Raw genomic sequence first — 25,885 nt, forward strand, 5'->3', positions numbered from 1 at the left:
TGGTGGCCAGCGCCACGCGCTGGTAGTCGAACATCAGCTTCGCCCGCTGTTTGGCTTTTACTCCGCCCTGACGGTGCCGAGCGCCATCTATGGCAGTGACAGCGACTTTGCCGACGGCAAGCTCGTAGATTCGCTGGTTCTGGCGCGGGCCGGGCAGGCGGTGGACCAGTTCGCCACCCTGGTTTCGGCACGGCAGCCGAAGCGCCAACAGGTCAGTCTGGCCTCAGCCTAAGGGGCAGCGAGTCGTAGACATCCCTGGTCCTTAGGTTAGCCAGACCATACGAGAGAATGCGAAGGAAATGGGTTGGCGAACCCTCCGCTAACATATTGATTTCCCAACAGGGAACGTTGACCCCGCAGGTCGAAGGGTCGCATTTGTTCGCCATGGCATCGTTCGCGCGTTGGAAGCGATGTTAGCATGCAGGCGAGGCATGATGAAAACGGGGAAGGTCTCATGAGTTTCGATGATATCGATCTCAATTTGCTGAGAGTGTTCGACGTGATGATGCGTGAAAGGAGCGTAACGCGCGCAGCTGCCGAATTGGGAAGAACACAATCAGCTGTAAGTCATTCCCTATCAAAACTTCGGTATTTATTGCAGGACGAATTGTTCACGAGAGACGGGGGCGAAATGCGACCGACCCCTCGGGCAGTGGAGTTGCTGTCAGATATTTCTGCTGCGCTGGCTACGATCCGCGCGTCGATCGACCGGCATCAGATCTTCAATCCAGCAACGACGCGACGCAACTTTCGCGTGGGACTCACTGACTATCACGCCATGATATTCATCCCAGGGCTCATACGGGAATTTTCAAGGCAAGCGCCTGGCGCGACGCTGAACGTCATTCCCGCAAACGGACCCGAAATCGGTTCATCGGTCTATTTGAGACAAGTCGACTGTGCACTGACGGGAGCGGCAATACGCGACGACCCAGGTCTCTTGAAGGTGGAGCTTGGCCAGGATCGATTGTTTTGCGCGGTGTGGAGTGGAAGCAAGATCGCCAGGAACGCAATGACACTGGAAACATATTTGGCCAGTTCTCACCTGCAGATTTCCGCAGATGGTCTGGCAGAAGGCCTCGCGGATGCCGCCCTCAAGCAGCATGGTCTCCGGCGCAATGTCGTTGCGACCATCTCGAACTATCTGGTGCTGCCCTGGGCGCTTCGCGGCACTGAACTGATTACCCATTGCGGCGATGCCATCCTGCAAATTCTGGACGAGAGGAGTGAGGTGACGTTGGTCCCGCCGCCCCTTGCCATATCGAATGTGAATGCCTGGCTCATTGTTCACCGCCAGATGGCGAATGACCCGGGTACCAAATGGCTCCGGGAAATAATCATGAGCATCTACAACGAGTCGCGGACCGAGAGAGACCAAGGGTCAACCGTCGGAGCACCGGGGTTGGCTGCACCATAGGTCGCGCGCGCCGTCGCTCATTCGATTAGCCCGCCCAAAGCAAACTAGCCCGATCAGCACTCAAGCTCCCTTTCACCCGAGAGCCGCGCCTCCTCAATTATGAATGACGCTCATTTTCGCAATGAGAACAGTCAATTTGACGAATAGTCATACTTGAGGCCACATTCCCTTCGACAAAAACAGGGGAATACCGAAATGAGATCGATGTTCAAGGGCTTTCTTGCCCTCGCTATCGCGTGCACTGCCTCCTCGGCATGGTCCGCAACCCTCGACAATGTCAAAAAGAATGGAGTGCTGACGTGTGGCACAAATTCGGCCACGGCTGGCTTCAGCCTTCCCGATAACGAAGGCAAATGGACCGGATTTGTGGTCGACTATTGTCGCGCCGTGGCCGCTGCCGTGCTCGGGGATGCGCAAAAGGTTAAGTTCATCCCATTGACGCCGAAAGATCGCTTCACCGCCTTGCAGTCGGGGGAGATCGACGTTCTTGCACACAACGCAACATGGACATCGTCGCGCGATACGTCTCTCGGCATACTTTTTGCGGGGACGTACTTCTATGACGGTCAGGGATTTATGGTGCGCAAGGCGGACAACATCACATCAGCCAAGGGGCTCGAGGGCGCATCGATTTGCGTCACCCAAGGCACCACGACCGAGTTGAACCTTGCCGACTATTTTCGCTCGCGGTCGATCAAGTACACCACGGTTGGTTTCGCCGACGAGGAAGCTGTCGTGAAGGCTTACGAGGAGGGGCGTTGCGACGTCCTGTCGGCGGACACCTCTACCTTGAACGCATCGCGGCTTCGCATGGCCAAGCCGGACGACAGCATCGTTCTTCCCGAACTGATCTCCAAGGAGCCGCTTGGCCCGGCAGTGCGGCAGGGAGACGACCAGTGGTTCAATGTGGCGAAGTGGACGCTTTACGTCATGGTGGCCTCCGAAGAATACGGGGTCACCTCCAAGAACGTTGATGCTATGAAGTCGTCGGACAATCCCAGCATCCGCCGTCTACTTGGCGTGGAAGGCAGCATCGGCAAGGACATCGGGCTCGGCGACGACTGGCCGGTCGAGGTGATCAAACAGGTCGGTAACTACGGCGAAGTGTTTGATCGGAATGTCGGCAAGGACTCCCCGCTGAAAATGGAGCGCGGCATGAACGCGCTCTGGAACAAAGGCGGCATTCAGTACGCTCCGCCGATTCGCTAGGCAAAGCATGGTTGCAAGGCGCTTGCGCGTTACCGCCAGCGCCTTGCACAGATCCCGATAGGAACACGCCATGTCCGATTTGTCGCTTCCAGCGCCCTCGCGCAGGAGCCTATCGCTGCACGATACGAAAGTGCGCGGCGTTTTCTACCAGCTCTTGCTCGCAGGTTGCCTGTTGGCATTGGCTCTGGGCATCGGCATGCAGACCGCATCGAATATGCGGGTCCGGGGGATTCCGCTCTCATTCGATTTTTGGGGTGAGGCTGCCGGCTTCGACATCAATCAAACCCTGATACCGTACGATGCACTATCCACCTACGGTCAGGCGTTCTGGGTGGGAGTGGTCAACACCCTCTACGTCAGCTTCCTCGCAATCTTGCTGGCCACCTTGCTTGGCTTCGTCATCGGCGTTGCCCGCCTCTCGCCGAACTGGATCGTTTCGAAGGTGGCGACCGCCTATGTCGAGCTTGTGCGCAATGTCCCGTTATTGCTGCAGCTGCTGTTCTGGTACAACGCCGTCCTCAAGCCGTTGCCTTCCCCGAAGGCGTCCATCGCCATCCCCGGCGGCATCTATCTCAACAATCGCGGCCTCATCATTCCGGAGATCCAGTGGCATCCGGGGGCGGGGCTTGTGGGCCTGGCATTGGTAGCGGCCGTTTTCTGCTGCATTGCATTCTGGTTCCGCGCCAAGAGTGTCCAGAAACGAACTGGCAAGCAGCTGCCGGTATTTTTGGTCAGCCTGGCGACCTTGATAGGATTTCCGCTGATCGTGTTCCTGGCGGCTGGCGAGCCGGTCTCGTTTGTCGCGCCGCAGCTGCGGGGTTTCAACTTTCAAGGCGGACATCAACTCTATCCAGAGTTTGCCGCTCTCCTGATCGGTCTGTCGGTCTACACCGGATCCTACATCGCCGAGATTGTCCGGAGTGGAATCCAGGCAGTGCCAAAGGGCCAGAGCGAGGCTGCGTATGCGCTGGGGCTGGCGCCGGGCAAGACGCTTCGCCTTGTCGTTGTTCCGCAGGCGCTGCGAATTATCATCCCGCCTTTGACAAGCCAGTATCTCAATCTAATCAAGAACTCGTCGCTTGCTGTGTTCATCGGCTATCCCGACCTCGTTCAGATCTTTGCCGGGACGGTACTCAACCAGACCGGCGCCGCCGTCCAGGTCATGGCGATCACCTTGTCCGTCTATCTCGTTATCTCCCTTGCCACGTCGTTGGCCATGAACGCGTGTAACCGACATTTTGCGATCGTCGAGAGGTGACGCATGAGCGATCAGTCCATGCATTCGCCAGTTGTCAGCAGCGCGCTCATACCAGCGATGGCGCCCCCCGCTGACGTTTGGCCAGGTCCAGTGACCTGGATGAAAAAGAATCTGTTTTCGACGCCGTCTTCAGGCGCGCTGACAATATGCTTTCTCCTCTTCGCCGTGTGGCTGCTGCGTCACTTTCTGAGCTTTGCGATCTTCGACGCGGTCTGGAGCGGCGGTCGCGAGGCTTGCCGCACGAACAGCCAAGGAGCCTGCTGGCCTTTCATTGCCGAGAAGTTCGATTACCTGCGATACGGCGCGTATCCGGCTTCCGAGCGGTGGCGCGTTGATCTCGCACAGGCTATCGGCGCCATCCTCATCGTTTGGCTCCTGTGGACGAAGGCTCCGCGGCGCAAAGTGGCGGCATTGTTGTTCTTCCTTGTCTATCCCGTTGCAGCGTTCGTTCTCGTGCGCGGGGTCGCCTGGCTCCATTTGTCTGTCATCGATACGACGCTCTGGGGCGGTCTCCTGATCACGCTGCTGATGTCGATTGTGGGCATCGTCTTCTCGCTTCCGATCGGGGTTATCCTGGCGCTTGGACGCAGGTCCGAACTCCCTTTCGTCAAGGCGGTTTGCGTCACATTCATCGAAGTCGTCCGGGGGGTGCCGTTTATCACGGTATTGTTCATGGCGAACTTCATGATGCCGCTCTTCGTCCCGGACTATCTGACGCCTGATCGTCTCCTGCGCCCGCTTATGGCGATAGCGCTGTTCTCGTCCGCCTATATGGCCGAAGTTGTGAGGGCCGGCCTTCAGGCGATCCCGAAGGGCCAATACGAGGCGGCGAAGGCGCTTGGGATCAGCTACTTCGACATAATGCGCCTGATCGTCCTCCCCCAGGCGTTGACGATCGTCATACCGAGCATCGTCTCCACCTTCATCGGTCTGTTCAAAGACACGACTCTGGTCGCCATCGTCGGCATCGCGGATTTCCTGAAAGCCATCGAAACGGCGCGCGTCGATCCGAATTGGGCAGGCCCGACGATCTCATCAACCGGCTACCTCTTTGCGGGACTGGTCTACTGGGGCTTTTGCTTCGGCATGTCCCGTTACTCGCAATCGATGGAGCGCCAATTGGCGCGCGGCCACAAATCTTAGGACGCGACGATGATGCCACAAGCAATGTACGCATCGACGAAGGGACAGCCCTTCAACAAGGCGATGGCCATTGAACTGCGTGACGTCAACAAATGGTTCGGTTCATACCATGCGCTCAGGAACATCAACCTGTCGGCGCCACAGAGGCAGCGCATTGTGATCTGCGGCCCCTCGGGGTCGGGCAAATCGACGATGATCCGGTGCGTCAACCATCTCGAGGAGCATCAGTCAGGCGAGATCATCGTCGACGGCAAAGCGGTAACCGGGGATCTGCGCAAGAGCGACGAAGTTCGCAGCAACGTCGGCATGGTTTTCCAGCACTTCAATCTGTTTCCCCATCTTACGGTGCTCGAGAATTGCACCCTTGCACCGGTGTGGGTGAGAAACATGCCGCGGATGGCGGCCGAGGAATTGGCGCGCCATTATCTGGAGCGCGTCAGAATTGCGGAAAAGGCGGACAGCTACCCGGGTCAGCTGTCGGGTGGCCAGCAGCAACGTGCTGCAATTGCCCGGGCTCTCTGCATGAACCCGAAGATCATGCTCTTCGACGAGCCAACCTCTGCCCTCGATCCGGAGATGGTCAAGGAGGTGCTCGACACGATGGTGTCGCTCGCCGGTGAAGGTATGACGGTGCTGTGCGTGACGCATGAAATGGGCTTCGCGCGGGAGGTGGCCGATCGCGTGGTGTTCATGGACGGCGGGGAGATCGTCGAGATCAACACGCCCCATCAGTTCTTCACCAACTCCCGGTCGGAACGAGCGCGGCAGTTTCTGGCGCAAATCCTCAAATAGGGCTGTCCGCAGAGGCAAAGCGGCCGTGGCCGTGGCAATAGATTTTTTCAGGTGATTATCACATGGCTTGTGCAGACACGCCCGCATCGGCGGTTGGGCAACGAAATATTCCGAGAATTGATTTCGACCAAATCCACGATCGCCAGCAATTCGGATCCGTCAAATGGGCCAACCAGTGGGACGAGTTCTCTCCTCAGGTCGAAGGCCAGGACCTGCTGTCCCTATGGACAGCGGATATGGATTTCCGTGCCCCGGAAACCGTCATCGCTCGGCTGCGCGAGGCCGCGGACCATGGAATCTACGGCTACACACGACGCGATCCGCGCCACTATGAGATCGTGCAATCGTGGTTCACACGCCGGCACAATTGGTCACCGAAACTGGAGACCCTGCTTCCCGCGCCGGCGATCATGCCGTCTGTGGCTGCGATATTGCGAACCTTTACGAAGCCCGGTGACGGCGTCATTGTGCAGCCGCCCGTGTACTCGCCCTATTTCGAAGTGGTTCAGGGAAACGGGCGGGCTCTGCTCACGAACCAGCTGAGGCTGCAGAACAACAGGTATGAGCTCGATCTGGAGGACTTCGAGAAACTGGCGGCCGGCGGCGCCAAGGTGTTCCTGCTGTGCAATCCTCACAATCCTGCCGGAATGGCCTGGACACTCGAAGAATTGACAGCCCTGAACGACATTTGTGAGCGCCATGGGATCTTGGTCATATCGGACGACATTCACTGCGACATAAGGCTGTCGGATCGTCCCCACATCGTCTTCTCCTCCATCTCGGACGATGCCGCGGAGAAGTCGTTCATCTGCACCGCTCCGACGAAGACTTTCAACCTCGCCGGGGTGCCTTCGGCAACCATTGCGGTGGCGAGCAAAAAGCGCCGCGAGCAGCTTCTTGCCGCGATGCAGGCCTCATTCATGGTAAATGCAAACTTTTTCGGCCGCCTGGCCCTGGAGGTTGCCTACAGCACCGGCGCGCCCTGGCTCGATCAACTCACATCCTACATCGCCAGCAACATTGATCTGGTTTGTGACTTCGCCGGCGAATACCTTCCAGGCATTACGCCCATGCGGCCCGACGCATCGTTTCTGGTGTGGTTGGACGCGTGCGCGGTCGATCGTAGAGTGGGTGGAATTCAGAAGTTCTTTGTCGATCAGGCCGGGGTCAATCTGTATGACGGCCGCGTCTATGGGCCTGGCGGCGAAGGTTTCATCCGGCTGAATGTCGGCTGCCCGCGTCCCCTGCTGCGCCGAGGGCTGGAGCGGATGTCCAGCGCGCTGGCATCCTTGTGACTGAGCGGAACCAAGCCAGGATGCCCCGAATGCGAATTGCCATCATCAATCCCAACACGACCGCTTCGATGACCAGCGGGATCGTCGCAGCCGCCATGGCGGTGACAGGCCCAGGGACGAGATAGTGGGCATGCATGCCAACGGCTGGACCTGAAGCGATCGAAGGGCCATTTGACGGTGCACTCTACGTACCGGGCCTGCTCAAGCAGGTGGTCGCGCAGGAAATGGACAATGTCGACGTCCATATCATTGCCTGCTTAGACGATACGGGTCTCGACGCGGCAAGCGCCATCGCTACCAAGCCCGTCATCGGTATAGGCAAGGCTTCGCTTCATCCGTCAGCCTTGTCGCTCACAGCTTCTGTGTCGTGACCACTCTGTCGCGTTCCGCGCGACTGATTGAAGACAACATTCGCCGTTACGGGTTCTCCCGTCGCTTCCGGCGCGTGCTTGCCTCCGACATCCCGGTCCTCGAGTTGGAGAGATCTGAAAGTGGTGCCTCCGAACGAATTTCGGAGCTCATACGCGAAGGTGAAGGCATAGGCTGCTTTGGCGCCGAGCTGGAGGTGGTCTCCGACCGGTCGCCGAACTGATCGCGCGGAATACAGATGATCATGCTCGGCATGAGCGCCGGCCCAAATGCCGACGCGCAGTATTTGTTCAGCGAGGACATGCTTGGCCACACCGCTGGCCACAGGCCGCGCCACGCCAAGACCTACCGCAACTTCGCCGCCGAATATGAGCGGCTGCAATGCGAGCGTATTGCCGCCTATCGCGAGTCTCGTATCCGACGTGCAGACGGGCGCTTACCCGAGCCGCAGCACGTGGTCCCGATCACAGATGAAGAGTTCTCGACCTTCAGCACCTCTCTCGAACTACAAAGCCAAGATACGCAACAGGCTACGAGATTCCCTTGCGGTACGCTGACCGAACGAACCTAATCTGTTTGGTCAGTTCACGACCTCGGTTCTCGCAGGTGGAGGTCAGCTATCTCCGCTCCGGACACAAGAGCTGACAGGCTGCCTTCGGCCCCAAATAGCCAATACAGAACTGCAGGGCGAGCGATCAGCGCTTGTCCGCCGGCTGGCTGCTCGTCGTCGAAGGGATGCGGGCGATGACCTTGATCTCGAAATCGAAGCCCGCAAGCCAATTGACGCCCACTGCGGTCCAGTTCGGGTAGGGAGGTGCACCGATTTCTTCCGCTCGGACGGCCAGAACTGTCTCGATCTGTTCGTCCGGGTTGGTGTGGAACGTTGTGACGTCGACGACGTCGTCGAAGCTGCACCCGGCGGACGCCAAGACCGCGCGCAGATTGGCGAAGGCCCGTCGAACCTGATCCTCGAATACGGGCTCGGGCGAGCCGTCCTCACAGCTCCCGACCTGACCCGACACGAAGAGAAGATCGCCGGACCGAATGGCTGCGGAATAGCGGTGGATATCGTATAACGTGTGCCGGTTGGCCGGGTAGACGGCGTCACGTGTAGGCATCTCAAGTTCCTTTCTGTCTTGATAAGAGGTGGGCACGAGCAGCGGGCCGGAGCCGGGGGTCACAGCCGCGCCAACTCCTCGTCTGTGAAATCCGCCGCAACCGCGATGTCATTCTGCCGGTCGAGCTCCTCGATGCGTCCGCCGAGTGCCTTGCGGATGCCGGCATAGGCCTCGGCACCGAGCACCAGCCGTTTCGGGAGCGGACCATCCTGATCGGCAAGCCTGATCATTGCGTCCGTCATGCGGTCGGGGTCGCCCTTGATCACCCATGAGACACCCAGCGCCTCGCGGATCTGACCGGCGGGTGTTCCCTCATAGGCCGCGAGCGGCTTGGTCCGCGCGAGATTGCCGCCGAACCCGGTCCGCGCCGGCCCGGGTTCCACAAGGCTGAATTCGATGCCGAAGGGAGCAGCCTCCTGCGCCACCGATTCGACGAACCCCTCGATACCCCACTTGGTCGCGTGATAGAGGCTGAAAGCCGGATAGGCGATCTGGCCTCCCTCGCTCGATACCTGTAGAATCCGACCACCACCCTGGCTGCGCAGATGCGGCAACGCCGCCTGGATGAGCGTGATCGAGCCGATGAGATTGGTGTCGATGATGTCCCGAACCTGCACATCGCCAGCCTCTTCAGCCGCGCCGAGCAGGCCATAGCCAGCATTGCTGACGACGATGTCGATCCGAGCGGATGCCGTGAAGGCCCGGTCGACCGCGGCGCGGACCGAGCTCTGGTCCTTGAGGTCCATTGCGACGATGCGGAGCCGTTCGGGGTAACTTACACGCAGGTCGGGAAGTGCGTCCTCGCTGCGGCTGGCACCGACGACGCGGTCTCCCCTGATCAGGGCCTTCTCCGCCAGCAGCCGGCCTAGACCGGAAGACACACCCGTTATGAGCCAGGTCTTTTCCATTTCTCATTTCTCCAATTGATCCAGGCAGGAGATAGGCCAATCGCATTGCGCGCATTAGCCGTTGAAATCGGCATGGGATAATGCAAAATCCCCATCAATGCCCCGCCCGTCGCTCAACGATCTCACCGCCTTCGTCGCCGTTGCCACACACCGTAGCTTCCGCCGCGCAGCGGACGAGATCGGCACGGCACCTTCCACGTTGAGCCATGCGATGCGTGCGCTCGAGGAACGCATGGGCGTGCGACTTCTGAACCGCACCACACGCAGCGTCTCGCCGACAGAAGCCGGGTTCCGGTTGCTCGACCGTCTTCAGCCGGCGCTCGCCTCGCTGGACGAGGCACTCGACAGCGTCGCGGGGTTCCGGGGCAATGTCGCAGGAACGGTCCGCATCAACGCACCGCGATTAGTGGCCGGGCTTCTCGTTCGCGCGGTTCTTCCGCAGATGGCGAAGCGCCATCCGGACGTGACCGTGGACATCGTCGTCGAGGGGCGGCTCATCGATATCGTGTCCAGCGGGTTCGATGCCGGCGTACGCCTCATCACATCGATTCCCAAAGACATGATCGCCGTGCCGTTTGCACACGCGTTGACGTTCATCTGTATCGCGTCGCCCGCCTATCTCGATCGCTTCGGGGAGCCGGGAACGCCCGAGGAATTGCAACGCCACCATTGCATCGGCCACCGTATGCCCAGCGGAAAGCTCTATCGATGGGAGTTCGAACGCGCAGGCCAGGAACTGGTGATCGGGGCAAACGGCCCCATCGTCCTTGATGACGAGGAACTAATGGTCGAAGCCGCAATAGAGGGTCTGGGCATCGCCTATGTGGCGGATTGGGCCGCCGAAGCGGCATTGTCCGATGGCCGGCTACGCAAGGTCCTGACCGCGTGGACGCCAGCACCGGAAGAAGTTGCGGTCTACTACCCCGGACATCGAGCCGTGCCGCCCGCCCTGCGGGCTTTTCTCGATGTTCTAAAGGACCTGCGGAAGAAAGAGCCCTAACCAGATCAACGAAGCCGACGCCCTCGCGCGGAACAGCCGCAGCGGGGCGAAGCGAACAGCTGAAGATCGCGGTCCTGCTCTGACCCAGCTCGCGTCGCATGAGTTCGAGCAACTATTCGAGCGAGAGTTTTTCGCGGGGGCGCAAATTCCTCGATCGGGGCTGGTTTCCCGAGATGAGGCAGGTCACCGCCCGCATCGGGCGATGCCGCCAGATCGGTGTAGATGCCGGCGATGATGCGTTAGAGCTCGACCATTGGCTGGGGTCAGCACGTCCTTCCCGCAATAGTCGTCGAAGGGTGGGGGATCACTTTCTTGCTCACCTGGACCAGCGCCTCCCTTACCGCCTGCTCGGCAAGCAGGACGCGCTCCGTCGAAAAGGTGCGGTACGAAAATACTCGCCAGATCGACGAGACGGTCCGACTGCCGTTAAACGCAGCGTCCAATCGCTACCTTCCCATGACCTTCCGAACGTCTGCAAACGAGCAGGGCCGCGCCGCTTTTCTGGGAGCTGTGAAAACGGCCTGGGGCGGGTACCAAGCGTGCGATTCACTAGTTGCAGCTAACGTGGTGGAGGCATTCGCGGCCAGTTGTACTGATGAACTGATGGCTCTCAGAACGCGGTCATCTGCTTAGCTCCGTTCAGCGCACCAGCGCGTCCCGATGACAGCCAGACGGATGCCGGCAGTGCCGCCGACGCTACCCCTTGACCGCCGCGCCGACGATCGAATCCACAAAGAAGCGCTGCAGGAAGACGAAGAGCACCAGTGGCGGGAGCACGGCAAGTGTGGCGCCAGCCATCACCAGTCCCGTGTTGAGAGCGCCTCGATTGTAGCTGAGCAGGCGACTAAGGCTGATGACGATCGGATATTCGTGTGCATTGCCCTGTAGAACGGTCAGCGGCCAGAGATAGCTATTCCAGTGATAGACGAAGGCAAACAGCGCCAGTGCTGCGATTGCCGGCGCCACGCTCGGCGCGACGATCTTGAACAGGATCAGGAGTTCCGACGCCCCATCCATCCGCGCTGCGTCGATCAGATCGTCGGGCACGCCGGCTATAAACTGGCGCATCAGGAAAATGCCAAACGCATTGGCGAGATTGGGCACGATAATACCGGCAAGGCTGGCGTTCAGGCCGATTGATCCGACGAGACGGTAAAGCGGGATCAGCGTGACGATCGGCGGCAGGAACATGGTGGCGATCAGCACCGAAAACAGCAGTGAGCGGCCGGGAAAGTGATGCTTGGCGAAGGCGTAGCCAGCCATCATGCTGGTGACCAGAATGCCGGCGGTGGTGATCGTGGCGATTACGAGCGAATTCCACATCGAGCGACCGACATTGATGACGCCGGACACTTTCTCGTACGCTTCGAGGGTCGGCGTGCGGGGTATCCACACCGGCGGCACCTGCATGGTTTCGGCCGGCGTTTTCAGGCTGGAGAGCACCATCCACAACAGCGGGAAGGCGGAGGCCACGGCAACCAGCAGCATCAGCGTGGCGAGCAGTGCTCTGCGGCCCGCCAGGCGTTTGCGCGCCAATCGGCTCGATGCTGAGCGGCCCGGCGCGCTCATTCGTCATCCTTCCGGTTGGCGAATGCAAACAGCGCACACACAATGACGATCAGCGACAGCATCAGCATCACTGCCATGGCCGAGCCCAGCCCGCCTTGTGCCCGCTCGATGCCGACTCGGCGGATATGGTAGGTCAGCACGTTGGTCGAGCCGACCGGCCCGCCTTGGGTGATCAGCGCCACCGGCTCGAACACTTGCACGGCGTTGATGATGGCAATGACGGCGCTGAACAAGAGCGTGCGGCTCAATAGCGGCAAGGTGATGAAGCGGAACTGTTCGCGCCGGTTGGCGCCGTCAAGCGTCGCCGCCTCGTAAAGACTGCCTGGGATCTGGGTCAGCCCGGCAACGGCCAGCACCGTAAAATAGCCGATCTGCTGCCAGACATTGAGGACGACGATCGAGATCAACGCCGATCTTGGCGAGGACAACCAGAGTTGCGGGCCGATGCCGGCGAGACCGAGCACCTGGTTGAGCGGCCCCTCGCTCGGCGAATAGAGCTTCGACCAGACCAGCGTCACGGCGATCATCGGCACCATGTAGGTGGAAAACAACACGGTCCGCAGCGCCGTACCGCCTGCGACATCGCGCTGGTGGACCATCAAGCCGAACACTACCGAAAGGGGCAGGATGAGCATCACCGACAATGCCGTGTAGATGGCGGTGTTGAGCAGCGCTCGCTTGAAATCCCGCCCGACCGAGGTCGGCCCGAATATTTCGCGAAAATTGTCGAAGCCGATGAAGCTCGCATTGGAAAAAGGCGTCTGCGTCGACCAGTCCTGGAATGACAGCCAGATGGTGAGCAGCATCGGCAGCAGGATGAAAACGCCGATCAGTGTCACGGCAGGCGCCAGCATGATGCCCGCCGAGGCACGATAGGTCTTGATCATCGCTCTGCTTCCAAAGCGTCGGGCTCTCGAAACAGCGCCTTCGCTATTTGGCGGCACGCTCCAGGATCGAGACGGCATCGGCCTGAGCGTTCGCCTGCGCATCCTTGGCCGAGAGCTGCCCATACTGCAACGCCTCGAGCGTCTGCTGCAGCGATTCGCTGAATTCCTGGCCGCCCGGGACGACAGGGAAGGGCTTGGCGTCGGCAAGCACGCTGACATAGCCGGACAGGAACTCGGAACCGAGCTTGTCCTTATGGGCTTCGATGTCGGAGGTCCGCGTCGGCAGGATGCCCATCGACATCAGAATATCCGACATTGCCGATGCGCCGTTCTTGCCGGACTTCGGACTGTTTAGCCACACCAGGAAATCCCATGCCGCTTTTTGTTCGGCCTGACCGGCATTGGCGTTGACGACGGTCATCCATGAATAGGAGATCGAGTGCGGCTTGTCGCCGCTCGGACCGACCGGGATGGGTGCGGTGGCGATATTGGAGAACTTGTCGCCCATGCCGCTCTTCAATGCGCTTTCCCACCAGTTGGCCATGATGATCATGCCGGTCTTGCCGGAGACGAAATTGTCGAGGAAGGGGCCGGTTGTGTTGGCGTCGGCCGTGGCCATCGCCGGATCGCTGGCGCCGGACTTGATCAGGTCCTCGTAAAGCTGGAAAGTCTCACCGGCTTGAGGACTGTCGAGCATCGGTTTGCCGTCCTTGACCAGCTCGCCGCCATTGGAGACCAGCAGCGAGGCGAAGGGATGGACGACGCCAGCCGCCCAGGAATTGATCATGCCGAAGCCTTGCTGGCCGGCATCTTTCCTGGTCAGCTTCTGTGCCGCATCCTTCAATTCGGACCAGGTCTTCGGCGCGGCTGTGATGCCTGCCCGTTTGAACAGCTCCTTGTTGTAGTTCAGCGCGTAGACGTCGATCTCGTTTGGAATGCCGTAAAGCGTGGCGCCAACAGAGGCCGCGCTGACGACACCGGCCGGCCACGCACTCTTGACCTCGCCGGCAACTGCATCGGGGGCCGGCGCGACCAGCTTGTCTCGCGCCAGTTCGGGCAGCCACAAATCATAGATGCCGCCGATCGTCGGCCCGTCCGAGCTGCCGCCCTGGGAACGCAGTGTCGTGAGGAGATCGCCGAAGGGGACGGCGCGCACGGTGACGGTCACATCCGGATTGCTCTTGGCATAGTCCTTGGCCGCGGCGTCCAGCAAAGCGACCGTTTCGGGCGACCAGTGGGTCAGATAGGAGATGTTGACCGATTGCGCCCAACCAATGGTGGGCGAGGCCAACAACCCTGCAGCTAGTGCCAGTTTCGAAATCCAAGCCAAAGACATCCGGCCCTCCGCATAGCCACACAGCGATGTCCATGACGTTATGACAACTTGAAGCAACGATGCAAGCGCTATCTTCGTGGAGAGCTCCTGCCGGCGTTGCGGCGTTTTCTTACTCCAATTTTGTGAAGGGAGATCACAGATCATAAACAGGAGTTTAGATACGATGGCTCGAGCTGTTTCTCACTGCTGGCTATCTCCAAAACCTCTTGCGATCGAAGTCATGTCGTTATAATGACACTGAGCCGCTTTTCGTCGCCGCGGCGAGACAGGCAGCCTCTCGGCTGCCGGGGGCCGCTTGCAAAGGATGCCGATGTCGAATGGGAGACGGAGCATGGTTCATCGACACGCTGCGCTCAGCCCGATCGGCTTTCGCGCCGCGTGCACCGGAGTCTGTACCGCACTGCCGACCAGAGCCGACGGCGCCGTGGCGTCGTGGAGCTGGCGCTTCGAGGACCGGGCGGCAGCCAGTCGGAGTCGCTCTCGATGACACGCGTTCTGGCCATCGATCTTGGCGGCACCAACTTGCGCGCCGCTATCCATACCGGCGATGTTCGCTGGCTGGAGATGCTCAGCCGCGAGCCCGCACCAGCAAGTCTTGATGCCTTCGTCGCCCGAATCGGTGCCTTGCGCGCCGAGGCCGGTCCGGTCGAGGCACTTGGCTTAGCGGTGCCGGGGCTTGTCGAGGGCTCGGTCTGCCGCTGGATTCCGAACCTGCCCTATCTCGACGGCATCGACATCGCGGCCTTGTTTCCTCGTCTGCGCGTTGCCGTTGGCAATGACGCGCAGGTCGCCATGCTGGCCGAAGCGGTCGAAGGTGCCGCAAAAGGCCTGTCCGATGCCATCCTGCTGGCGATCGGCACCGGTATCGGCTCCGCCGTTCTGGTCAATAACCACATCGTCGCCGGCGTACGTGGCGGCGCCTGCTCATTCGGCTGGGCCTGCGCCGACATCGAGGATGAAGGCGAGGACCGCAGCGGCTGGCTGGAGCGCTTCGCTTCCGGGCGGGCATTCGACGCCGCGGCGCGCCAGATCGGGCTCGCCAATGGCGGCAGGCTGGTCGAGGCGGCCCGGGGTGGCAAGACGGCCGCCCTTGACGCATTGGAGCTGCCGGCGCGCCGGCTGGGCACTGCCTTGGCGGGTGCGGTCGCGCTGCTTGACACCCAGGCGGTCCTGATTTCCGGCGGGCTTGCCGATGCGCTGGACGTGGTAGGGCCGCCGCTGCTTGCGGCATTGCGGCGTCAGCTGCCGCCGCATCTGCGCGATGTCGTGCTGCGGTCCGGCGAATTCGGCTCCCGCGCCGGTCTCGTCGGCGCCTCGCTGGCCGGTCTCGCCGGAGCACAGTGGAGGCAGATTAGATGAGCCAAGTGAGCTTTCAGCAACCGGACCGCCGAAGACCCGAGCCGCTCTGGTATCAGGTGGAAGAGGCCATCCGCGCCATCGTCAAGAGTGGCGATTGGGCGACCGGCGACCAGATTCCGGCCGAAGATAGACTGTGCGCCCTGTTCGGGGTGAGCCGCATCACGCTGCGCCACGCGCTGCGCAATCTGGAAGAGCACGGGCTGCTCAGGCGCGAACATGGCCGTGGCACCTTCGTGCGCTCCACCACGCTGGTCGCCGGCACCCGCGAACTCACCAGCTTCACGCAGGAAATGGGCAATATGGGCGTGGTCGCCGGCTCGCGCTTGCTCGACTGCAGCCTGACCACCGCCAATGCCGCCGCGGCCGGAGCGCTGGAGATCGAAGAGGGCGACCCGCTGGTGCGCATCCGGCGGCTCAGGCTTGGCAACAACGAACCGATCGGTATTCAGACTGCGCAACTCTCGGCCGCGCGCGTGCCCGGCTTTCTCGATGCCGGCCTGTTGCAGGGCTCGCTCTACGAAGCGTTGGAACGCCATTACGGTATCGTGCCGGTCGCGGCGCGCGAAAACTACCGTGTTGGCGCGGTCGGGACGGCGGATGCCGAGTTGCTCGATCTGCCTGCGGGGAGCCCCGCTTTCGTGGTCGAGCGCATCACCACCGACGAGCGTGGCCCGTTCGAATTCACCGTCTCGGTGATGCGCGGCGACCGCTACGAAATCCGCTCGACGCTGCGTGCCGGTCGCGCCGCGCCAACCGCAAGAAGCTGAGCCATTACCGAAGCCGACCCATAACAGGAGTACCGACGTGTCCGATCTCTACATACCTCGCCTTGCCGCCCTCATCGAACAGGCCTCGAAAGCCAATGCCGAAGCCTTTGGCGAGGCGGCCAGCCGCTTTGCCGACACGCTCGAGAGCGGCGGGTTGGTTCATCTTTACGGCTCGGGCCACTCGGTGTTGCCGGTCCAGGAAGTGTTTCCGCGCTACGGCAGCTATGTCGGCTTCAATCCGCTGACCGACCCGCGTGTCATGTGGCATAACGTGCTCGGCGCCGGCGGCGTGCGCGAACTTCTGTGGCTGGAGCGGACCGAGAAATACGCCGAGAAATTCCTCGATCACCAGCCGCTGAACAAAGGCGATTCGATCATCATCTTTGGCCACAGCGGCCGCAATTCGTCCGGCATCGACACCGCGCTCTATGCGAAAAAACGCGGCATCTTCGTCGTTGCGATAACCAGCAAGAACAATCTCGACAAGCCGGCGACGCACTCTTCCGGCAAACGGCTTGCCGATGCCGCCGACCTTGTCATCGACACCTGCTCGCCGATCGAGGATGCCATCGTGCCGGTCGAGGGCTGGAGCCGGCCGGTCTCCGGTTCGTCGACCGTGCTTGCCATGATCCTGGCGCATGAGCTGATCGCCCGCACCGCCGAGGCGCTTTCGAAACGCGGCATCGAACTGCCGGTTTTTGCCTCGCCGACAATTGCCGGCGTCACACTGCACGACACCGACGTCATCTATGGCGTCTATCGCGAGAAAATGCTCGAGGCACAAAGGAAGCATCTGCCGACGTTCCAGGCGACCATGCGCGGCGACTGACAACCGGGGAGGGCACGCAAAACACTAGGACGTAGTGTTCTTGGCAAGCCGCTTGAATGGTTTGGCCGAGGACGTTTTCGACAAATCCGCCAGCAGCCGACCTTCAGGTCGTCGCGTATCCTTCGACCGGCCGCGGCCGGAACCGAGACGGCAACTTGCAGGGATGGAGCGGTCGATAGCGCTTTCGCGGACTCGCGCCGGTGCCGCTACGTCCGCCACCTGGTGGCGTGCGGGGGTTCCACCAACGCCGAAATACGCCTAGTCCGGCAAGCCCGCCAGACGCCAGCCATCGACAAAGGGCTGGGCAGCACTCATGCTCCTAAATGGCAAGTTCGCTACTAGTTCGCCGATCGTCCAACCTGGATTGCCCGCAAGAAATAGGCGGGCTTCCTCCTGTGCCTCAGGCAAGCGGCCGCCAAGGGCAAGCGCGGCAATCAGGTGCTCCCTCGAACCTGTCCCGTAGGTTTCTTCCCGGCTCAAGGACACGACCGCTTCTTCGTACTGACCGGTGGAAATCTGCGCCATTCCCACGATCCAGAAATACCAACCGGGTGGACGAGGATTTAAACGCAGCGCCTCCGCGCAAGCTATCAGCGCCGCTTGCGGCTTGCCCAGGTAGATTTGAAGCTCACCAATCCATGCAACCGCATCTGCATTGTTGGGATTTATCCGAATGGCAGCATCGAATTGAGATTTTGCTTCATCCCAATTGCGCTCAAAAAGCTGAACGCAGCCTAGGATCCTGCGAACGTTGGAATCGCCGGGATCGATTTCCACGGCCCGTTGTGCGTGCATCAGAGCCTTTGCGCGGTTGGGTACCTGTGGTTCTCTCCAAATAATCCAGCCAAACAGCAGTGAGATGGCAAGATTGCTGTGCGCTTCACAGTAGTTTGGATCGAGTGCAACGGCACGTTCCAAAGCTGAACGCGCCTCGCTGTTGTCTGATCTGGAAATGTTCCATTTGCCTCGCGACCTAACACAGAGATCATAGGCTTCGAGATTTGACGGTCGAAAACGGCTAACAATGTTCCTTTCACTGAGCTTGCCAGAAATCGCTTCAACAACGCGTCGCGTGACCTCGTCCTGAACGTCGAAGATGTCGGCGATTTGGCGGTCGAAACGCTCGGCCCAGACATGATTGCCGCCTTCCGCCGCGTTGATCAGCTGCACATTTACACGCAAACGCTTGACGGACCGCCTCGCGCTGCCCTCAAGTATGTACTTGACCCCTAGATCGCGAGCGATCTGACGGACATCACTAGGCTTGCCCTTGTAGGCGAAGGTGGAGTTACGGGCGATTACGAAGAAGCCCGGTACATTGGAGAGATCGGTGATGATGTCCTCTGTCAGGCCGTCGGTAAAGAACTCCTGTTCGGCGTCGCCGCTCATGTTGATGAAGGGCAGCACGGCGATGGACGGCTTGTCGAGAAGGGCGAGCGGAGCCGGTGTGGCGCCGGTTAAGACAGGTGGTTCGCGACGGGCAGGCGTACCGACCTCCAGCGCATAAACACGCATCGGCTCAGCAATGTTCTTAAGGACTCTCTCGCCGAGATCACAAATCGCGAGGTCGTGCCGGCTCCGCACCTGACGGTAGGCATCTTCAGACAGGCAGATGGTTCCTGGCTTCGCCATGCCCTCCAGACGAGCAGCGATATTGACGCCATCGCCCATTAGGTCGCCATCCGCTTCCTCGACAACATCGCCGATATGAATACCGATGCGCAGTTCAATTCGACGCTCTGCCGGCAATCCGGAATTGCGCTCGAGCATCCCTACCTGCAGCTCCATAGCGCAGCGGACCGCGTCAACGCCGCTCCGAAACTCGGACAGCACGCCATCGCCGGTGCTCTTCACGACCCGACCCCGATGAACTGCGATGGTCGGGTCGACGAGGTCGCTTCGCAGCGTGCGGATGCGAGCGAGCGTACGATCCTCGTCACTCGCCGTCAGACGGCTGAAGCCGACGATGTCCGCCACCAGGATTGCCGCGAGCTTGCGTACTTCGGTCATTGCATGCCCATACCCGAACCTATCACAGCTGCGGACGGATGCCGCGCAGTTTGTGGCCAGCGAGATACCCTCCAATCAGTTCCGCATACGGACGAAGAAGCACAGCTTTGGGTAGTGAACGGAGTGACCGCTCAACGCGTCACCCTGGACGTCGAGGCGACCCGCGCGATCCGGCAGGCTGAGGTGGGAGCCGCGCGCACCAGGATTGACAGGACCGCGGACCGCTTCGGCCTGAAGCCGGAGTATTTGGCCGCCGACAGCGCCTATGGATCGGCGGCGAACCTCAGGCGCGCGACGAGTTCCTCCTCGCCGCTACCACTGTTCACCCTGAGCCGAGAAGGTCGCAATCGGCTGGAGAACCGACCCGCAGTTTTGGACAGCTCGATCAGCCGACGTCAGCCGTCTGGTTTGAGCGGTTCGTGCTCAATGACCTGGACAATGTCGGTAAGCTCGATTTCCGGTAATGCTCGCGCATCCCACGCAGCATCATGTCATCCGGCCACTCGGCCGATTTCTGAGACAGGCAGCTCCGATGCAAGCTGAATATCCGCGCATTTTAAGACGTTAACGACAGCGGATTTTGCTCGCGTCATCATCGCAGACATACCGCATCGGACCGGGAACGATGCGGACCTCGCGAACCGGATGGTCGACGTCTTTCATCGCTCATAATCAGCGGGAATAGTCGGCTTACGACACCGAGCGTCTGCATGGCTCTCGCGCCGCGATGCAAGGCCAGGAAAGCCTTACGCCAGATCAGTTTGTGAAAAGTCATTGCCCTTGTAAAGCAGGGCAAGCCGGTGAGCCTTCGCGCAGGCGTAGGCAAAACAATCGCCGAAATTGAGATCGGCTTTGTGCCCGACTGCTTTGCCGTATTTCATGCTGGCTTCGATAGCCCGGTCGCCGATGTCGCCGGATATCATGATTTCTTTGCCGGCGATCTCGATCAAAAAGGCGTCGACGGTATCACGGGCTTGCGCCAGCATGTTGGCCGTGGGGTTGGCGTTCTTTTTGATGGCTTCGGCCGACGCTCGCGCGAGACCCTGGACTGCCTCGAACCGGACGAGCGGGGAGATATACAGCGGCTTGGTCGCGGCCGCGAGCCGCTTTTCCAGTTCTTCCGCGCCAGGTTCCTCGTTCAGAATGGCAACGATCACCGAGGCATCGACGAACATCAGTCGTCGCCCCACATTTCGTCGGTGAATTTCTTCATATCGAAATCAGGGTTGGCCGGTCCGATCCGCCGCGCCATTTCCTTGACTTTGGCAAGTCTCTCGCGCAGCGGGACGCTGCCGCGGTTGCGCTCGATCTCGTGGCGCAAGGCGGTTCTGACGGCCTCCGTCTTGCTGCGCGCCTTGGTAATCTGCTGCAGCTCGACGGCCATGGCGTCGACGTCGGGATCGCGAATGAAGAGCGGCATTTGTATATCCTCTGAGTGATATATGTATATCATGCCGGAGATATACTCGCCAGCGAATTCGCGAGCGGCGGTTTTGATAAGGAGGGAGGGAGGAATCCAGCTCGCGAAAATCCGTCGGGAGGGTCGGTTCTGGTGCTCAGTCCGTGGAATTGCTCGGCGTCTGAAACACGTCGCTCCGGCCATGTCACTGTCAACGCCCACATGCCCAAGGCGCTACGTACGCCGACGCATGCGCATTCCAACATCCGTGGCGACCGATTGATGTCGATAGACCGCCCACGCGCCCGACGAGGCCAGCGCCAGCTGCATCGATTGCGTCAGGTTCATAACGGCCATAATCCCGGCCCAGCGAACTCTCTTGTTAGGGCATTCGGGGAGTGCTACGGCTGGATGCTCTTGGGAACATCCCGAGCGCATGATCCGGCGACGAGGATAAACAATCTGAACCACGCGCTGCCTCCACATGATGGCGCCGGCGAACTCAACGAAGCCGTGCTGCCATTCGTGGTGAACTGGATAACACGGCCTATCTTCTCGCTCGAAAATTCGGCGGCCTCGACAATCATTGCCGGGCTTACCTCGACGGATCCCTTCGCCGTCTATCCGCGTCTCATCGGCTGTCGCGCTGATCCGGATTGACAGCCACCCGCAATTAAAGGGCCGTTTGATGACACCTAGGCCTCCCCAGCAGTATTAGTTCACAAAGCAGGTCGGCACCCGCGATCCGCTGGATCCGGTCAGCGTGTGCTTCGGGTTCGGGGTGCAAGATCAGGTGGTGCCATTTGCACGGATGGCGGCGAACCAACCACCACGGCAGGGGCGCCAGATTGCTCACCACGTTGGCTCTCCACTTCGCGGCTCATAGCTTGGTGAGCAGCTTGCATCTCCGGAACGGTGAAAACCGGCACCTCGCCCTTGAAACCCTGGAGTTCAAAGGCGCCCGCCTGGACGACTGGCATCGATGCTCCTGCCGCAAAGCCGGGACCAAGCACCAGGGGGATGCCCAGCTTCTTGGTCGTCGACTCGAGCCGAGCCGTGCGGTTCACCGGCGAACCGATCGCGGTGTAATCGAAACGCCGTTCGGAGCCGAAATTGCCTACCGAGCAAATGCCCGTCTCGATGGCGACGCCGATTGCGATGGAGGGGTGGCCGTCCGCGCTGAAGGCGGCGTCTTCACGCTTCACCCGTTCGATCAGGGCACGGCCCGCGTCGAGCGCGCGTTCGCGATGGTCCGGCTGATCAAGCGGCGCGTTCCAGAAAGCGAGCACCGCGTCGCCCATGAACTTGTCGATGGTGCCGTCGCGCTTGAGGATCTCATCGGTCGCAATGCCGAGGAAGTGGTTGACCACCTTTGCGATTTCCTGGGTATCGAGTTGTTCGCTCATCGTCGTGAAGCCGCGTATGTCGCTGAGCAGGATCGTGATCTCGCGCTTCTCGCCGGACAGGATCGCTTCGGTGTCTGAGCTTGCGAGGCGCTGCACCACGGAAGGCGACAGATACTGGGAGAACTGCCGTGCCAGGGTGGAGCGGCGCTGCTCGCTGCGCCTGTAGAGAACATAGCCTTCGAAGCCGGCTACCAGGATCGTCGCAAGCGCCGGCTGCAGCGGGTCATAGAGTGCACCCTGCAGGCTGTATTCGAGAGCGCCGAACACGAACGGCGTGACGGCCAGCAGCACGAGAGCCAGGGCACCAAGCACGACACGCCCGGCGAGCACTCCGGAAAGTCCGATGAAAATGACGGCACTGAGGACAAACCAGAGCCGCTCCACCGTACGCGCGTGCGGCGGCTCTGTCAGGTAGCGCCCGGCAAGCAACTGGACGATTGCATCGGCGTGGATGTCCGCGCCTGGTCGCGCTGGACGTGTCGGGGTGGGCAGGTACTGCGTCAGTCCCACGGCCGACAGATCGACAATGGCGATGGCGTCCCGCAGCCGCGGATCACTGCCGCCCGAAAGGATAGTGCTGGCAGATATACGGGGCGTATCCGTGGCGGTTTCCCAGAGGCGGATGCTCCCCTCCGCCTCGAGCGGCACGATGGCGCCGGCCATCCTGAGTGCGTCGAACCCGGCGGCATTCATCCGGGCTATGTAGCCGTCCTGCCCGGCGTAAAGGCGCAGGAGCTCGAGCGCGAAGGACGGCCACAGCTGCACGCCTTGAGCGGTATTGCGAAGCCACAGCAGCGGCACATGGCGCAGTACGCCATCGGGATCGGGCAAGGTGCGAATTACGCCGAGGCCCGCGGCGGCGTTGGAGAATTCGGCAAGCGAGCCGGTCAGGCCGGCGAAGCCGGGAAGTGTGTCGGGTACCTGTCCGACGATCGACCAGCCAGCTTTGGGCCCTGCTTCTGAAACCGTCGCCTCGTTGCCCAGGCTGACAGCAAGCGCCGTTCGATTTTTGGCCAGTGCCGCTGCCAGGCGCTTGTCTCCGGCGATGCCCTCAGGCGAGGTGTCGGCCTCGGGCAGGACCAGCGCAAGCCCGATGACCGCGGCACCGGATTTGGTGATGCCATCGACCAGATCGGCCAAGAGGCCTCGGTTCCAGGGCCATCGCCCATGTGCCTTGAGGCTGGCGTCGTCTATCGAGACGATCACGACAGGATTGCTCGTCGCCTCGCGTGGGGCGAGGAACTGGTAGAAGTCGTACGTGCGTTCGCGCAGGCGCGACAACGGCCCGTCAAAAGCCAAATGGCAAGCGAGCAGCAGGAGCACGACCACAAGGCCGGATACTTTGCGCCTGCCTGCTTGCCGCCAATCAGCCCAGCGCCAACCGACCAAGAGGCTCATGTCGTGCGGCCAGCCCTATTCGCAGTAGTTGCAGCAACCCTCACCCTCACACTCGCCCTTATTCACGCCGCCGCCCACGGGTGGCGTTGGGGTGTCGGGGAACTCCATGACCACTCCTGGCAATGCGCCGTCGGTGGAGTCGCAGATTTTGAGCGAGCCGCCGAGTGCCGACGCACAAAGTGCGCTTACGTCCAATCCCGGACCCGGTGCGCCTGGCAGGCCGGTGCCGGCAATCCGGTCGATGCTGTCCAATATCGGGAAGGTGTCGATTCCGCCGTAGCCGGTCAGCAGCTTGCCATCTTCCGATGTGCAGGCGTAGCCCGGGTTTGTGATGACCAGCCGTTTGCCATTGATCGTGCAGGTCATGCGGCCGGCGCGCAGAATGCCGACGGTCTGGCCGGCTGCCACCAGCACTTCGATGATGCCGCCTCTGGCTCCGAGCACCATATGCGGCGTCGCAACCTGCATGACGCCGCCTTTCGAAACCTGGCCGCCATAGAACCGGGCCAGGCCACTGTTCATCCCGATGTCGATCTTTCCCGATCCGGAGCCCGGATTGTAGACGAATTCGTCGATCGTCAGGCTGGTGTTCGGACCAATCTTGGCGCTCGATTCGTCCCGGAACACCAGCATTCCAAGACCAGTGGGATTGCTGCGTAGCTGGTCACCGAGTTCGACGCCGGCCCCCACGTTCATTGTCCCGCCGTTGTTGCGGACGATGTTGGTCTGGTAGGCCGTCATCGACCCGACCGTCTCAGCGGCGGATGGTGCCGCAAAGGCAAGGCAGGCGATAAAAATGGCGATCTGACGGTACGGGGTCCTCATCGCGGCCTCTTTCAATTGAGCGTCAACGTATAGCTCATGAGCATTTCGAACGATTTTCGGTCGCGGTTGGCGATGTCGAAGTTGGTTTCGCGATAGGCGAGATCGACGCTGATCTTCTGCGCCTCCGTCAGCTGAAAATCGCTTTCCGAGGCAATGCGCCAAAAGTCGCTCTTGATATTTGTGCCGATGCCGACGGACAGATCGGGAGTGTTGCTGTGGCCGGCCGAAAAGGCGATCTGGTGCGACCATGCGAAAAGATCCGGTACGTTCATCAACAGGCCGCCATAGCGGACCTCGCCCGTGTAGCTGTGGCCGATTTCGCCAGATCCGGAGGCGAAGTCATTCGAGCCGACCAGCCGCAGTCCGAGCGCCTGGCCATTGCGGAAGCGGTAGCTGCCGCCTGCCTCATAGAAAACCCTGCTATCGGCGAAAATGCCTTGCGAGGCGCTTAGATCGATGTAGCCGCCGCCTGCGAAAAGCGTCGTTTCGACCGTCGGGCGCACAAGAAAGCGCCCACTGACGCCGATGCCGGTCTCGTGGATATCGCTGTCGAAACGATCTGTAACGGTAAACGCCGAAAGCAGCAGGCGCAGCGAATCGATCCCACTGTTGGGTAGCCCCTTGTCCCAGGTAATCGCTGCGTTGCCGTGGATAAAAGTCTTCTCGCTGCCCGGAATCGACAGGTCTTCCGTGAAAAAGCGCTGGGTCGCGGTCAATGAGCCTGAAAGGACGAGAGCGTCGGCGCTTGGCGTGCCGAGGTCCCACCGGACAAAGCCTTCCGCCCGCCCATAGGGCGAGACGAAGCTGTCGTCGTCCTGCGCCCCGCCGGGCTCAAAATCGGTAAATGCGCTGAACACGCCGCCGGTCAGGGCGAGTTCCCAGGTGACGCCACGCAACGCGCGCTCGATGCGGGCGAGCAGGCGAACGGCTTCCTGCTGCTCACTTGCGGTCAGACCGCCGACTTCGATGCCGTACTGCACCTGCCGCCGGGCCAATTCATAGGAGCCGACATGATAGTACAATCGGCTGGCCGCCAGTCGGGCGCGCGCATCGCGGGGATATTTGATCAGATACTGCTCGATTGAGGAGATCGCCTGATCGTATTGTCCCGCGTTGACGGCAACCGTGACGAATTGAGCGAGCGTTCCATTGTCGGCCGGACTGGCGATGCGGGCCGAAAACGCATCGTCATATGCCGTAAAAAGACCTTGTGCGCCGGCCGGCAATACGCCGGTACAAAGCAGCGCTGCGGCGAAGCCGAAGATCGTTCGAAACGAAGATTGCATGCCGAGAACCCACCCCAAACCCGACTAGTGCGAAGGATTTAGCACGACTCCAAGAAAAAGGCGACTGAACTGTCACCAGACCATGCGAGTCTCAGCAGCTGTTGCAGCGGCGCAACAAACGATCGGGTTTATTCGTATTTCGGTTGCGCTGGTTGTCAAAACATCTTCTCAGCGTTGCTGTACATAATGAAGTATTCGGCACCAGTGGCAACTAACTCAAATCATCATCAGTGGCGCATCGCACAGCCGACAAGATTAATATTGTTCGCGCGATTCTGCGCGTATCTGGTCACCCAATGAGGCTT

Annotated in this window: 25 protein-coding genes and 1 pseudogene; 15 read left to right on the forward strand and 11 right to left on the reverse strand. The window is 60.8% G+C overall.

What is annotated here, in order from left to right; genetic code table 11:
* From NKH04_RS29450 to NKH04_RS33325, 9 genes are all read left to right on the forward strand, one after another.
* On the forward strand, nucleotides 1–232 hold a 232-nt coding region (locus tag NKH04_RS29450; RefSeq protein WP_502913455.1), incomplete at its 5' end, for an NADPH-dependent FMN reductase family protein.
* A 222-nt stretch (nucleotides 233–454) separates the two neighbouring features.
* Nucleotides 455–1,417: a LysR family transcriptional regulator gene (locus tag NKH04_RS29455; RefSeq protein ID WP_352503548.1), complete on the forward strand. Its 963-nt coding sequence runs from the start codon at nucleotides 455–457 to the stop codon at nucleotides 1,415–1,417.
* Nucleotides 1,418–1,621: 204 nt separating this feature from the next.
* Nucleotides 1,622–2,626: an amino acid ABC transporter substrate-binding protein gene (locus tag NKH04_RS29460; protein WP_502913456.1), complete on the forward strand. Its 1,005-nt coding sequence runs from the start codon at nucleotides 1,622–1,624 to the stop codon at nucleotides 2,624–2,626.
* A gap of 70 nt (nucleotides 2,627–2,696) precedes the next feature.
* Complete coding sequence (locus NKH04_RS29465; protein ID WP_352542699.1) at nucleotides 2,697–3,884, forward strand: amino acid ABC transporter permease; 1,188 nt, start codon at nucleotides 2,697–2,699, stop codon at nucleotides 3,882–3,884.
* A 3-nt stretch (nucleotides 3,885–3,887) separates the two neighbouring features.
* Nucleotides 3,888–5,027: an amino acid ABC transporter permease gene (locus NKH04_RS29470; RefSeq protein ID WP_353045371.1), complete on the forward strand. Its 1,140-nt coding sequence runs from the start codon at nucleotides 3,888–3,890 to the stop codon at nucleotides 5,025–5,027.
* 12 nt (nucleotides 5,028–5,039) lie between these two features.
* Nucleotides 5,040–5,819, forward strand: a complete 780-nt coding sequence (locus NKH04_RS29475; RefSeq protein ID WP_502913461.1) for an amino acid ABC transporter ATP-binding protein — start codon at nucleotides 5,040–5,042, stop codon at nucleotides 5,817–5,819.
* A 62-nt stretch (nucleotides 5,820–5,881) separates the two neighbouring features.
* The gene (locus NKH04_RS29480) at nucleotides 5,882–7,114 is read left to right on the forward strand and encodes a MalY/PatB family protein (protein WP_353045373.1); all 1,233 of its coding nucleotides are present in this window, start codon (nucleotides 5,882–5,884) and stop codon (nucleotides 7,112–7,114) included.
* A gap of 134 nt (nucleotides 7,115–7,248) precedes the next feature.
* A complete protein-coding gene (locus NKH04_RS33320; protein WP_502913457.1) occupies nucleotides 7,249–7,485 on the forward strand; it encodes an aspartate/glutamate racemase family protein in 237 nt (78 codons plus the stop codon).
* Nucleotides 7,486–7,721: 236 nt separating this feature from the next.
* Entirely contained in the window at nucleotides 7,722–8,054 is a 333-nt protein-coding gene (locus tag NKH04_RS33325) for a hypothetical protein (protein ID WP_502913458.1), read from the forward strand.
* A gap of 124 nt (nucleotides 8,055–8,178) precedes the next feature.
* On the opposite strand, the gene NKH04_RS29490 is transcribed toward NKH04_RS33325, so the two are convergent.
* Nucleotides 8,179–8,601: a RidA family protein gene (locus NKH04_RS29490; protein ID WP_353045387.1), complete on the reverse strand. Its 423-nt coding sequence runs from the start codon at nucleotides 8,599–8,601 to the stop codon at nucleotides 8,179–8,181.
* A gap of 59 nt (nucleotides 8,602–8,660) precedes the next feature.
* On the reverse strand, nucleotides 8,661–9,509 hold the full coding sequence (locus NKH04_RS29495) for an SDR family oxidoreductase (RefSeq protein WP_353045374.1): 849 nt from the start codon (nucleotides 9,507–9,509) through the stop codon (nucleotides 8,661–8,663).
* Nucleotides 9,510–9,606: 97 nt separating this feature from the next.
* Here NKH04_RS29495 and NKH04_RS29500 point away from each other — a divergent pair, with 97 nt between their 5' ends.
* Entirely contained in the window at nucleotides 9,607–10,509 is a 903-nt protein-coding gene (locus tag NKH04_RS29500; protein WP_353045375.1) for a LysR family transcriptional regulator, read from the forward strand.
* A gap of 696 nt (nucleotides 10,510–11,205) precedes the next feature.
* On the opposite strand, the gene NKH04_RS29505 is transcribed toward NKH04_RS29500, so the two are convergent.
* Genes NKH04_RS29505 through NKH04_RS29515 form a run of 3 tightly spaced genes read right to left on the reverse strand, consistent with a single transcriptional unit; the run spans nucleotide 11,206 to nucleotide 14,301 of the window.
* A complete protein-coding gene (locus NKH04_RS29505; protein ID WP_353045376.1) occupies nucleotides 11,206–12,078 on the reverse strand; it encodes a carbohydrate ABC transporter permease in 873 nt (290 codons plus the stop codon).
* A complete protein-coding gene (locus NKH04_RS29510; RefSeq protein ID WP_352832289.1) occupies nucleotides 12,075–12,965 on the reverse strand; it encodes a carbohydrate ABC transporter permease in 891 nt (296 codons plus the stop codon). Before NKH04_RS29510 ends, NKH04_RS29505 begins: the two co-directional genes overlap by 4 nt.
* A gap of 43 nt (nucleotides 12,966–13,008) precedes the next feature.
* A complete protein-coding gene (locus NKH04_RS29515) occupies nucleotides 13,009–14,301 on the reverse strand; it encodes an ABC transporter substrate-binding protein (RefSeq protein WP_352996876.1) in 1,293 nt (430 codons plus the stop codon).
* A 483-nt stretch (nucleotides 14,302–14,784) separates the two neighbouring features.
* On the opposite strand from NKH04_RS29515, the gene NKH04_RS29520 reads away from it, so the two are divergent.
* Genes NKH04_RS29520 through NKH04_RS29530 form a run of 3 tightly spaced genes read left to right on the forward strand, consistent with a single transcriptional unit; the run spans nucleotide 14,785 to nucleotide 17,256 of the window.
* Nucleotides 14,785–15,660: an ROK family protein gene (locus NKH04_RS29520; protein ID WP_353045377.1), complete on the forward strand. Its 876-nt coding sequence runs from the start codon at nucleotides 14,785–14,787 to the stop codon at nucleotides 15,658–15,660.
* Nucleotides 15,657–16,427, forward strand: coding sequence for a GntR family transcriptional regulator (locus tag NKH04_RS29525; RefSeq protein WP_353014488.1), 771 nt, complete (start codon nucleotides 15,657–15,659; stop codon nucleotides 16,425–16,427). Before NKH04_RS29520 ends, NKH04_RS29525 begins: the two co-directional genes overlap by 4 nt.
* Before the next feature lie 37 nt (nucleotides 16,428–16,464).
* Nucleotides 16,465–17,256 carry a sugar isomerase domain-containing protein gene (locus tag NKH04_RS29530; protein ID WP_352617938.1) on the forward strand — a complete coding sequence of 264 codons (792 nt, stop codon included), beginning with the start codon at nucleotides 16,465–16,467 and terminating at the stop codon, nucleotides 17,254–17,256.
* Between the two features lie 258 nt (nucleotides 17,257–17,514).
* Here NKH04_RS29530 and NKH04_RS29535 read toward each other — a convergent pair whose 3' ends face one another.
* Nucleotides 17,515–19,266: an adenylate/guanylate cyclase domain-containing protein gene (locus NKH04_RS29535; protein ID WP_353045378.1), complete on the reverse strand. Its 1,752-nt coding sequence runs from the start codon at nucleotides 19,264–19,266 to the stop codon at nucleotides 17,515–17,517.
* Between the two features lie 138 nt (nucleotides 19,267–19,404).
* Between NKH04_RS29535 and NKH04_RS29540 the strand changes: the two are divergent.
* Nucleotides 19,405–19,551 (forward strand): annotated as a pseudogene (locus NKH04_RS29540) (IS5/IS1182 family transposase); the annotation flags it as partial.
* A gap of 461 nt (nucleotides 19,552–20,012) precedes the next feature.
* Here the strand turns inward: NKH04_RS29540 and NKH04_RS29545 are convergent.
* A complete protein-coding gene (locus NKH04_RS29545) occupies nucleotides 20,013–20,441 on the reverse strand; it encodes a type II toxin-antitoxin system VapC family toxin (protein ID WP_353045379.1) in 429 nt (142 codons plus the stop codon).
* Nucleotides 20,441–20,686 carry a type II toxin-antitoxin system VapB family antitoxin gene (locus NKH04_RS29550; protein ID WP_352502773.1) on the reverse strand — a complete coding sequence of 82 codons (246 nt, stop codon included), beginning with the start codon at nucleotides 20,684–20,686 and terminating at the stop codon, nucleotides 20,441–20,443. The genes NKH04_RS29545 and NKH04_RS29550 overlap by 1 nt, the downstream gene beginning before the upstream one ends.
* A 390-nt stretch (nucleotides 20,687–21,076) precedes the next feature.
* Between NKH04_RS29550 and NKH04_RS29555 the strand changes: the two genes are divergently transcribed.
* Nucleotides 21,077–21,325, forward strand: a complete 249-nt coding sequence (locus NKH04_RS29555) for a hypothetical protein (protein WP_353045380.1) — start codon at nucleotides 21,077–21,079, stop codon at nucleotides 21,323–21,325.
* 98 nt (nucleotides 21,326–21,423) lie between these two features.
* Here the strand turns inward: NKH04_RS29555 and NKH04_RS29560 are convergent, their stop codons facing one another.
* The 3 genes from NKH04_RS29560 to NKH04_RS29570 all read right to left on the reverse strand — a co-directional run bounded on the left by NKH04_RS29560 (nucleotide 21,424) and on the right by NKH04_RS29570 (nucleotide 25,580).
* The gene (locus NKH04_RS29560; RefSeq protein WP_353045381.1) at nucleotides 21,424–23,394 is read right to left on the reverse strand and encodes a CHASE2 domain-containing protein; all 1,971 of its coding nucleotides are present in this window, start codon (nucleotides 23,392–23,394) and stop codon (nucleotides 21,424–21,426) included.
* Nucleotides 23,395–23,484: 90 nt separating this feature from the next.
* Nucleotides 23,485–24,309 carry a FecR family protein gene (locus NKH04_RS29565; protein WP_353045382.1) on the reverse strand — a complete coding sequence of 275 codons (825 nt, stop codon included), beginning with the start codon at nucleotides 24,307–24,309 and terminating at the stop codon, nucleotides 23,485–23,487.
* Nucleotides 24,306–25,580: a tetratricopeptide repeat protein gene (locus tag NKH04_RS29570; RefSeq protein ID WP_353045383.1), complete on the reverse strand. Its 1,275-nt coding sequence runs from the start codon at nucleotides 25,578–25,580 to the stop codon at nucleotides 24,306–24,308. Before NKH04_RS29570 ends, NKH04_RS29565 begins: the two co-directional genes overlap by 4 nt.
* Nucleotides 25,581–25,885: the final 305 nt, after the last annotated feature.

Origin of the sequence: Mesorhizobium sp. M1365 (assembly GCF_040317865.1) — a bacterium.
Taxonomy (GTDB): Bacteria; Pseudomonadota; Alphaproteobacteria; order Rhizobiales; family Rhizobiaceae; genus Mesorhizobium.

Coding starts and splice junctions, on each gene's coding strand:
- NKH04_RS29455 (WP_352503548.1), top strand. CDS start 455: ATGAGTTTCGATGATATCGATCTCAATTTGCTGAGAGTGTTCGACGTG.
- NKH04_RS29460 (WP_502913456.1), top strand. CDS start 1,622: ATGTTCAAGGGCTTTCTTGCCCTCGCTATCGCGTGCACTGCCTCCTCG.
- NKH04_RS29465 (WP_352542699.1), top strand. CDS start 2,697: ATGTCCGATTTGTCGCTTCCAGCGCCCTCGCGCAGGAGCCTATCGCTG.
- NKH04_RS29470 (WP_353045371.1), top strand. CDS start 3,888: ATGAGCGATCAGTCCATGCATTCGCCAGTTGTCAGCAGCGCGCTCATA.
- NKH04_RS29475 (WP_502913461.1), top strand. CDS start 5,040: ATGCCACAAGCAATGTACGCATCGACGAAGGGACAGCCCTTCAACAAG.
- NKH04_RS29480 (WP_353045373.1), top strand. CDS start 5,882: ATGGCTTGTGCAGACACGCCCGCATCGGCGGTTGGGCAACGAAATATT.
- NKH04_RS33320 (WP_502913457.1), top strand. CDS start 7,249: ATGCCAACGGCTGGACCTGAAGCGATCGAAGGGCCATTTGACGGTGCA.
- NKH04_RS33325 (WP_502913458.1), top strand. CDS start 7,722: ATGATCATGCTCGGCATGAGCGCCGGCCCAAATGCCGACGCGCAGTAT.
- NKH04_RS29490 (WP_353045387.1), bottom strand. CDS start 8,601: ATGCCTACACGTGACGCCGTCTACCCGGCCAACCGGCACACGTTATAC.
- NKH04_RS29495 (WP_353045374.1), bottom strand. CDS start 9,509: ATGGAAAAGACCTGGCTCATAACGGGTGTGTCTTCCGGTCTAGGCCGG.
- NKH04_RS29500 (WP_353045375.1), top strand. CDS start 9,607: ATGCCCCGCCCGTCGCTCAACGATCTCACCGCCTTCGTCGCCGTTGCC.
- NKH04_RS29505 (WP_353045376.1), bottom strand. CDS start 12,078: ATGAGCGCGCCGGGCCGCTCAGCATCGAGCCGATTGGCGCGCAAACGC.
- NKH04_RS29510 (WP_352832289.1), bottom strand. CDS start 12,965: ATGATCAAGACCTATCGTGCCTCGGCGGGCATCATGCTGGCGCCTGCC.
- NKH04_RS29515 (WP_352996876.1), bottom strand. CDS start 14,301: ATGTCTTTGGCTTGGATTTCGAAACTGGCACTAGCTGCAGGGTTGTTG.
- NKH04_RS29520 (WP_353045377.1), top strand. CDS start 14,785: ATGACACGCGTTCTGGCCATCGATCTTGGCGGCACCAACTTGCGCGCC.
- NKH04_RS29525 (WP_353014488.1), top strand. CDS start 15,657: ATGAGCCAAGTGAGCTTTCAGCAACCGGACCGCCGAAGACCCGAGCCG.
- NKH04_RS29535 (WP_353045378.1), bottom strand. CDS start 19,266: ATGACCGAAGTACGCAAGCTCGCGGCAATCCTGGTGGCGGACATCGTC.
- NKH04_RS29545 (WP_353045379.1), bottom strand. CDS start 20,441: ATGTTCGTCGATGCCTCGGTGATCGTTGCCATTCTGAACGAGGAACCT.
- NKH04_RS29550 (WP_352502773.1), bottom strand. CDS start 20,686: ATGCCGCTCTTCATTCGCGATCCCGACGTCGACGCCATGGCCGTCGAG.
- NKH04_RS29555 (WP_353045380.1), top strand. CDS start 21,077: ATGCTCTTGGGAACATCCCGAGCGCATGATCCGGCGACGAGGATAAAC.
- NKH04_RS29570 (WP_353045383.1), bottom strand. CDS start 25,580: ATGCAATCTTCGTTTCGAACGATCTTCGGCTTCGCCGCAGCGCTGCTT.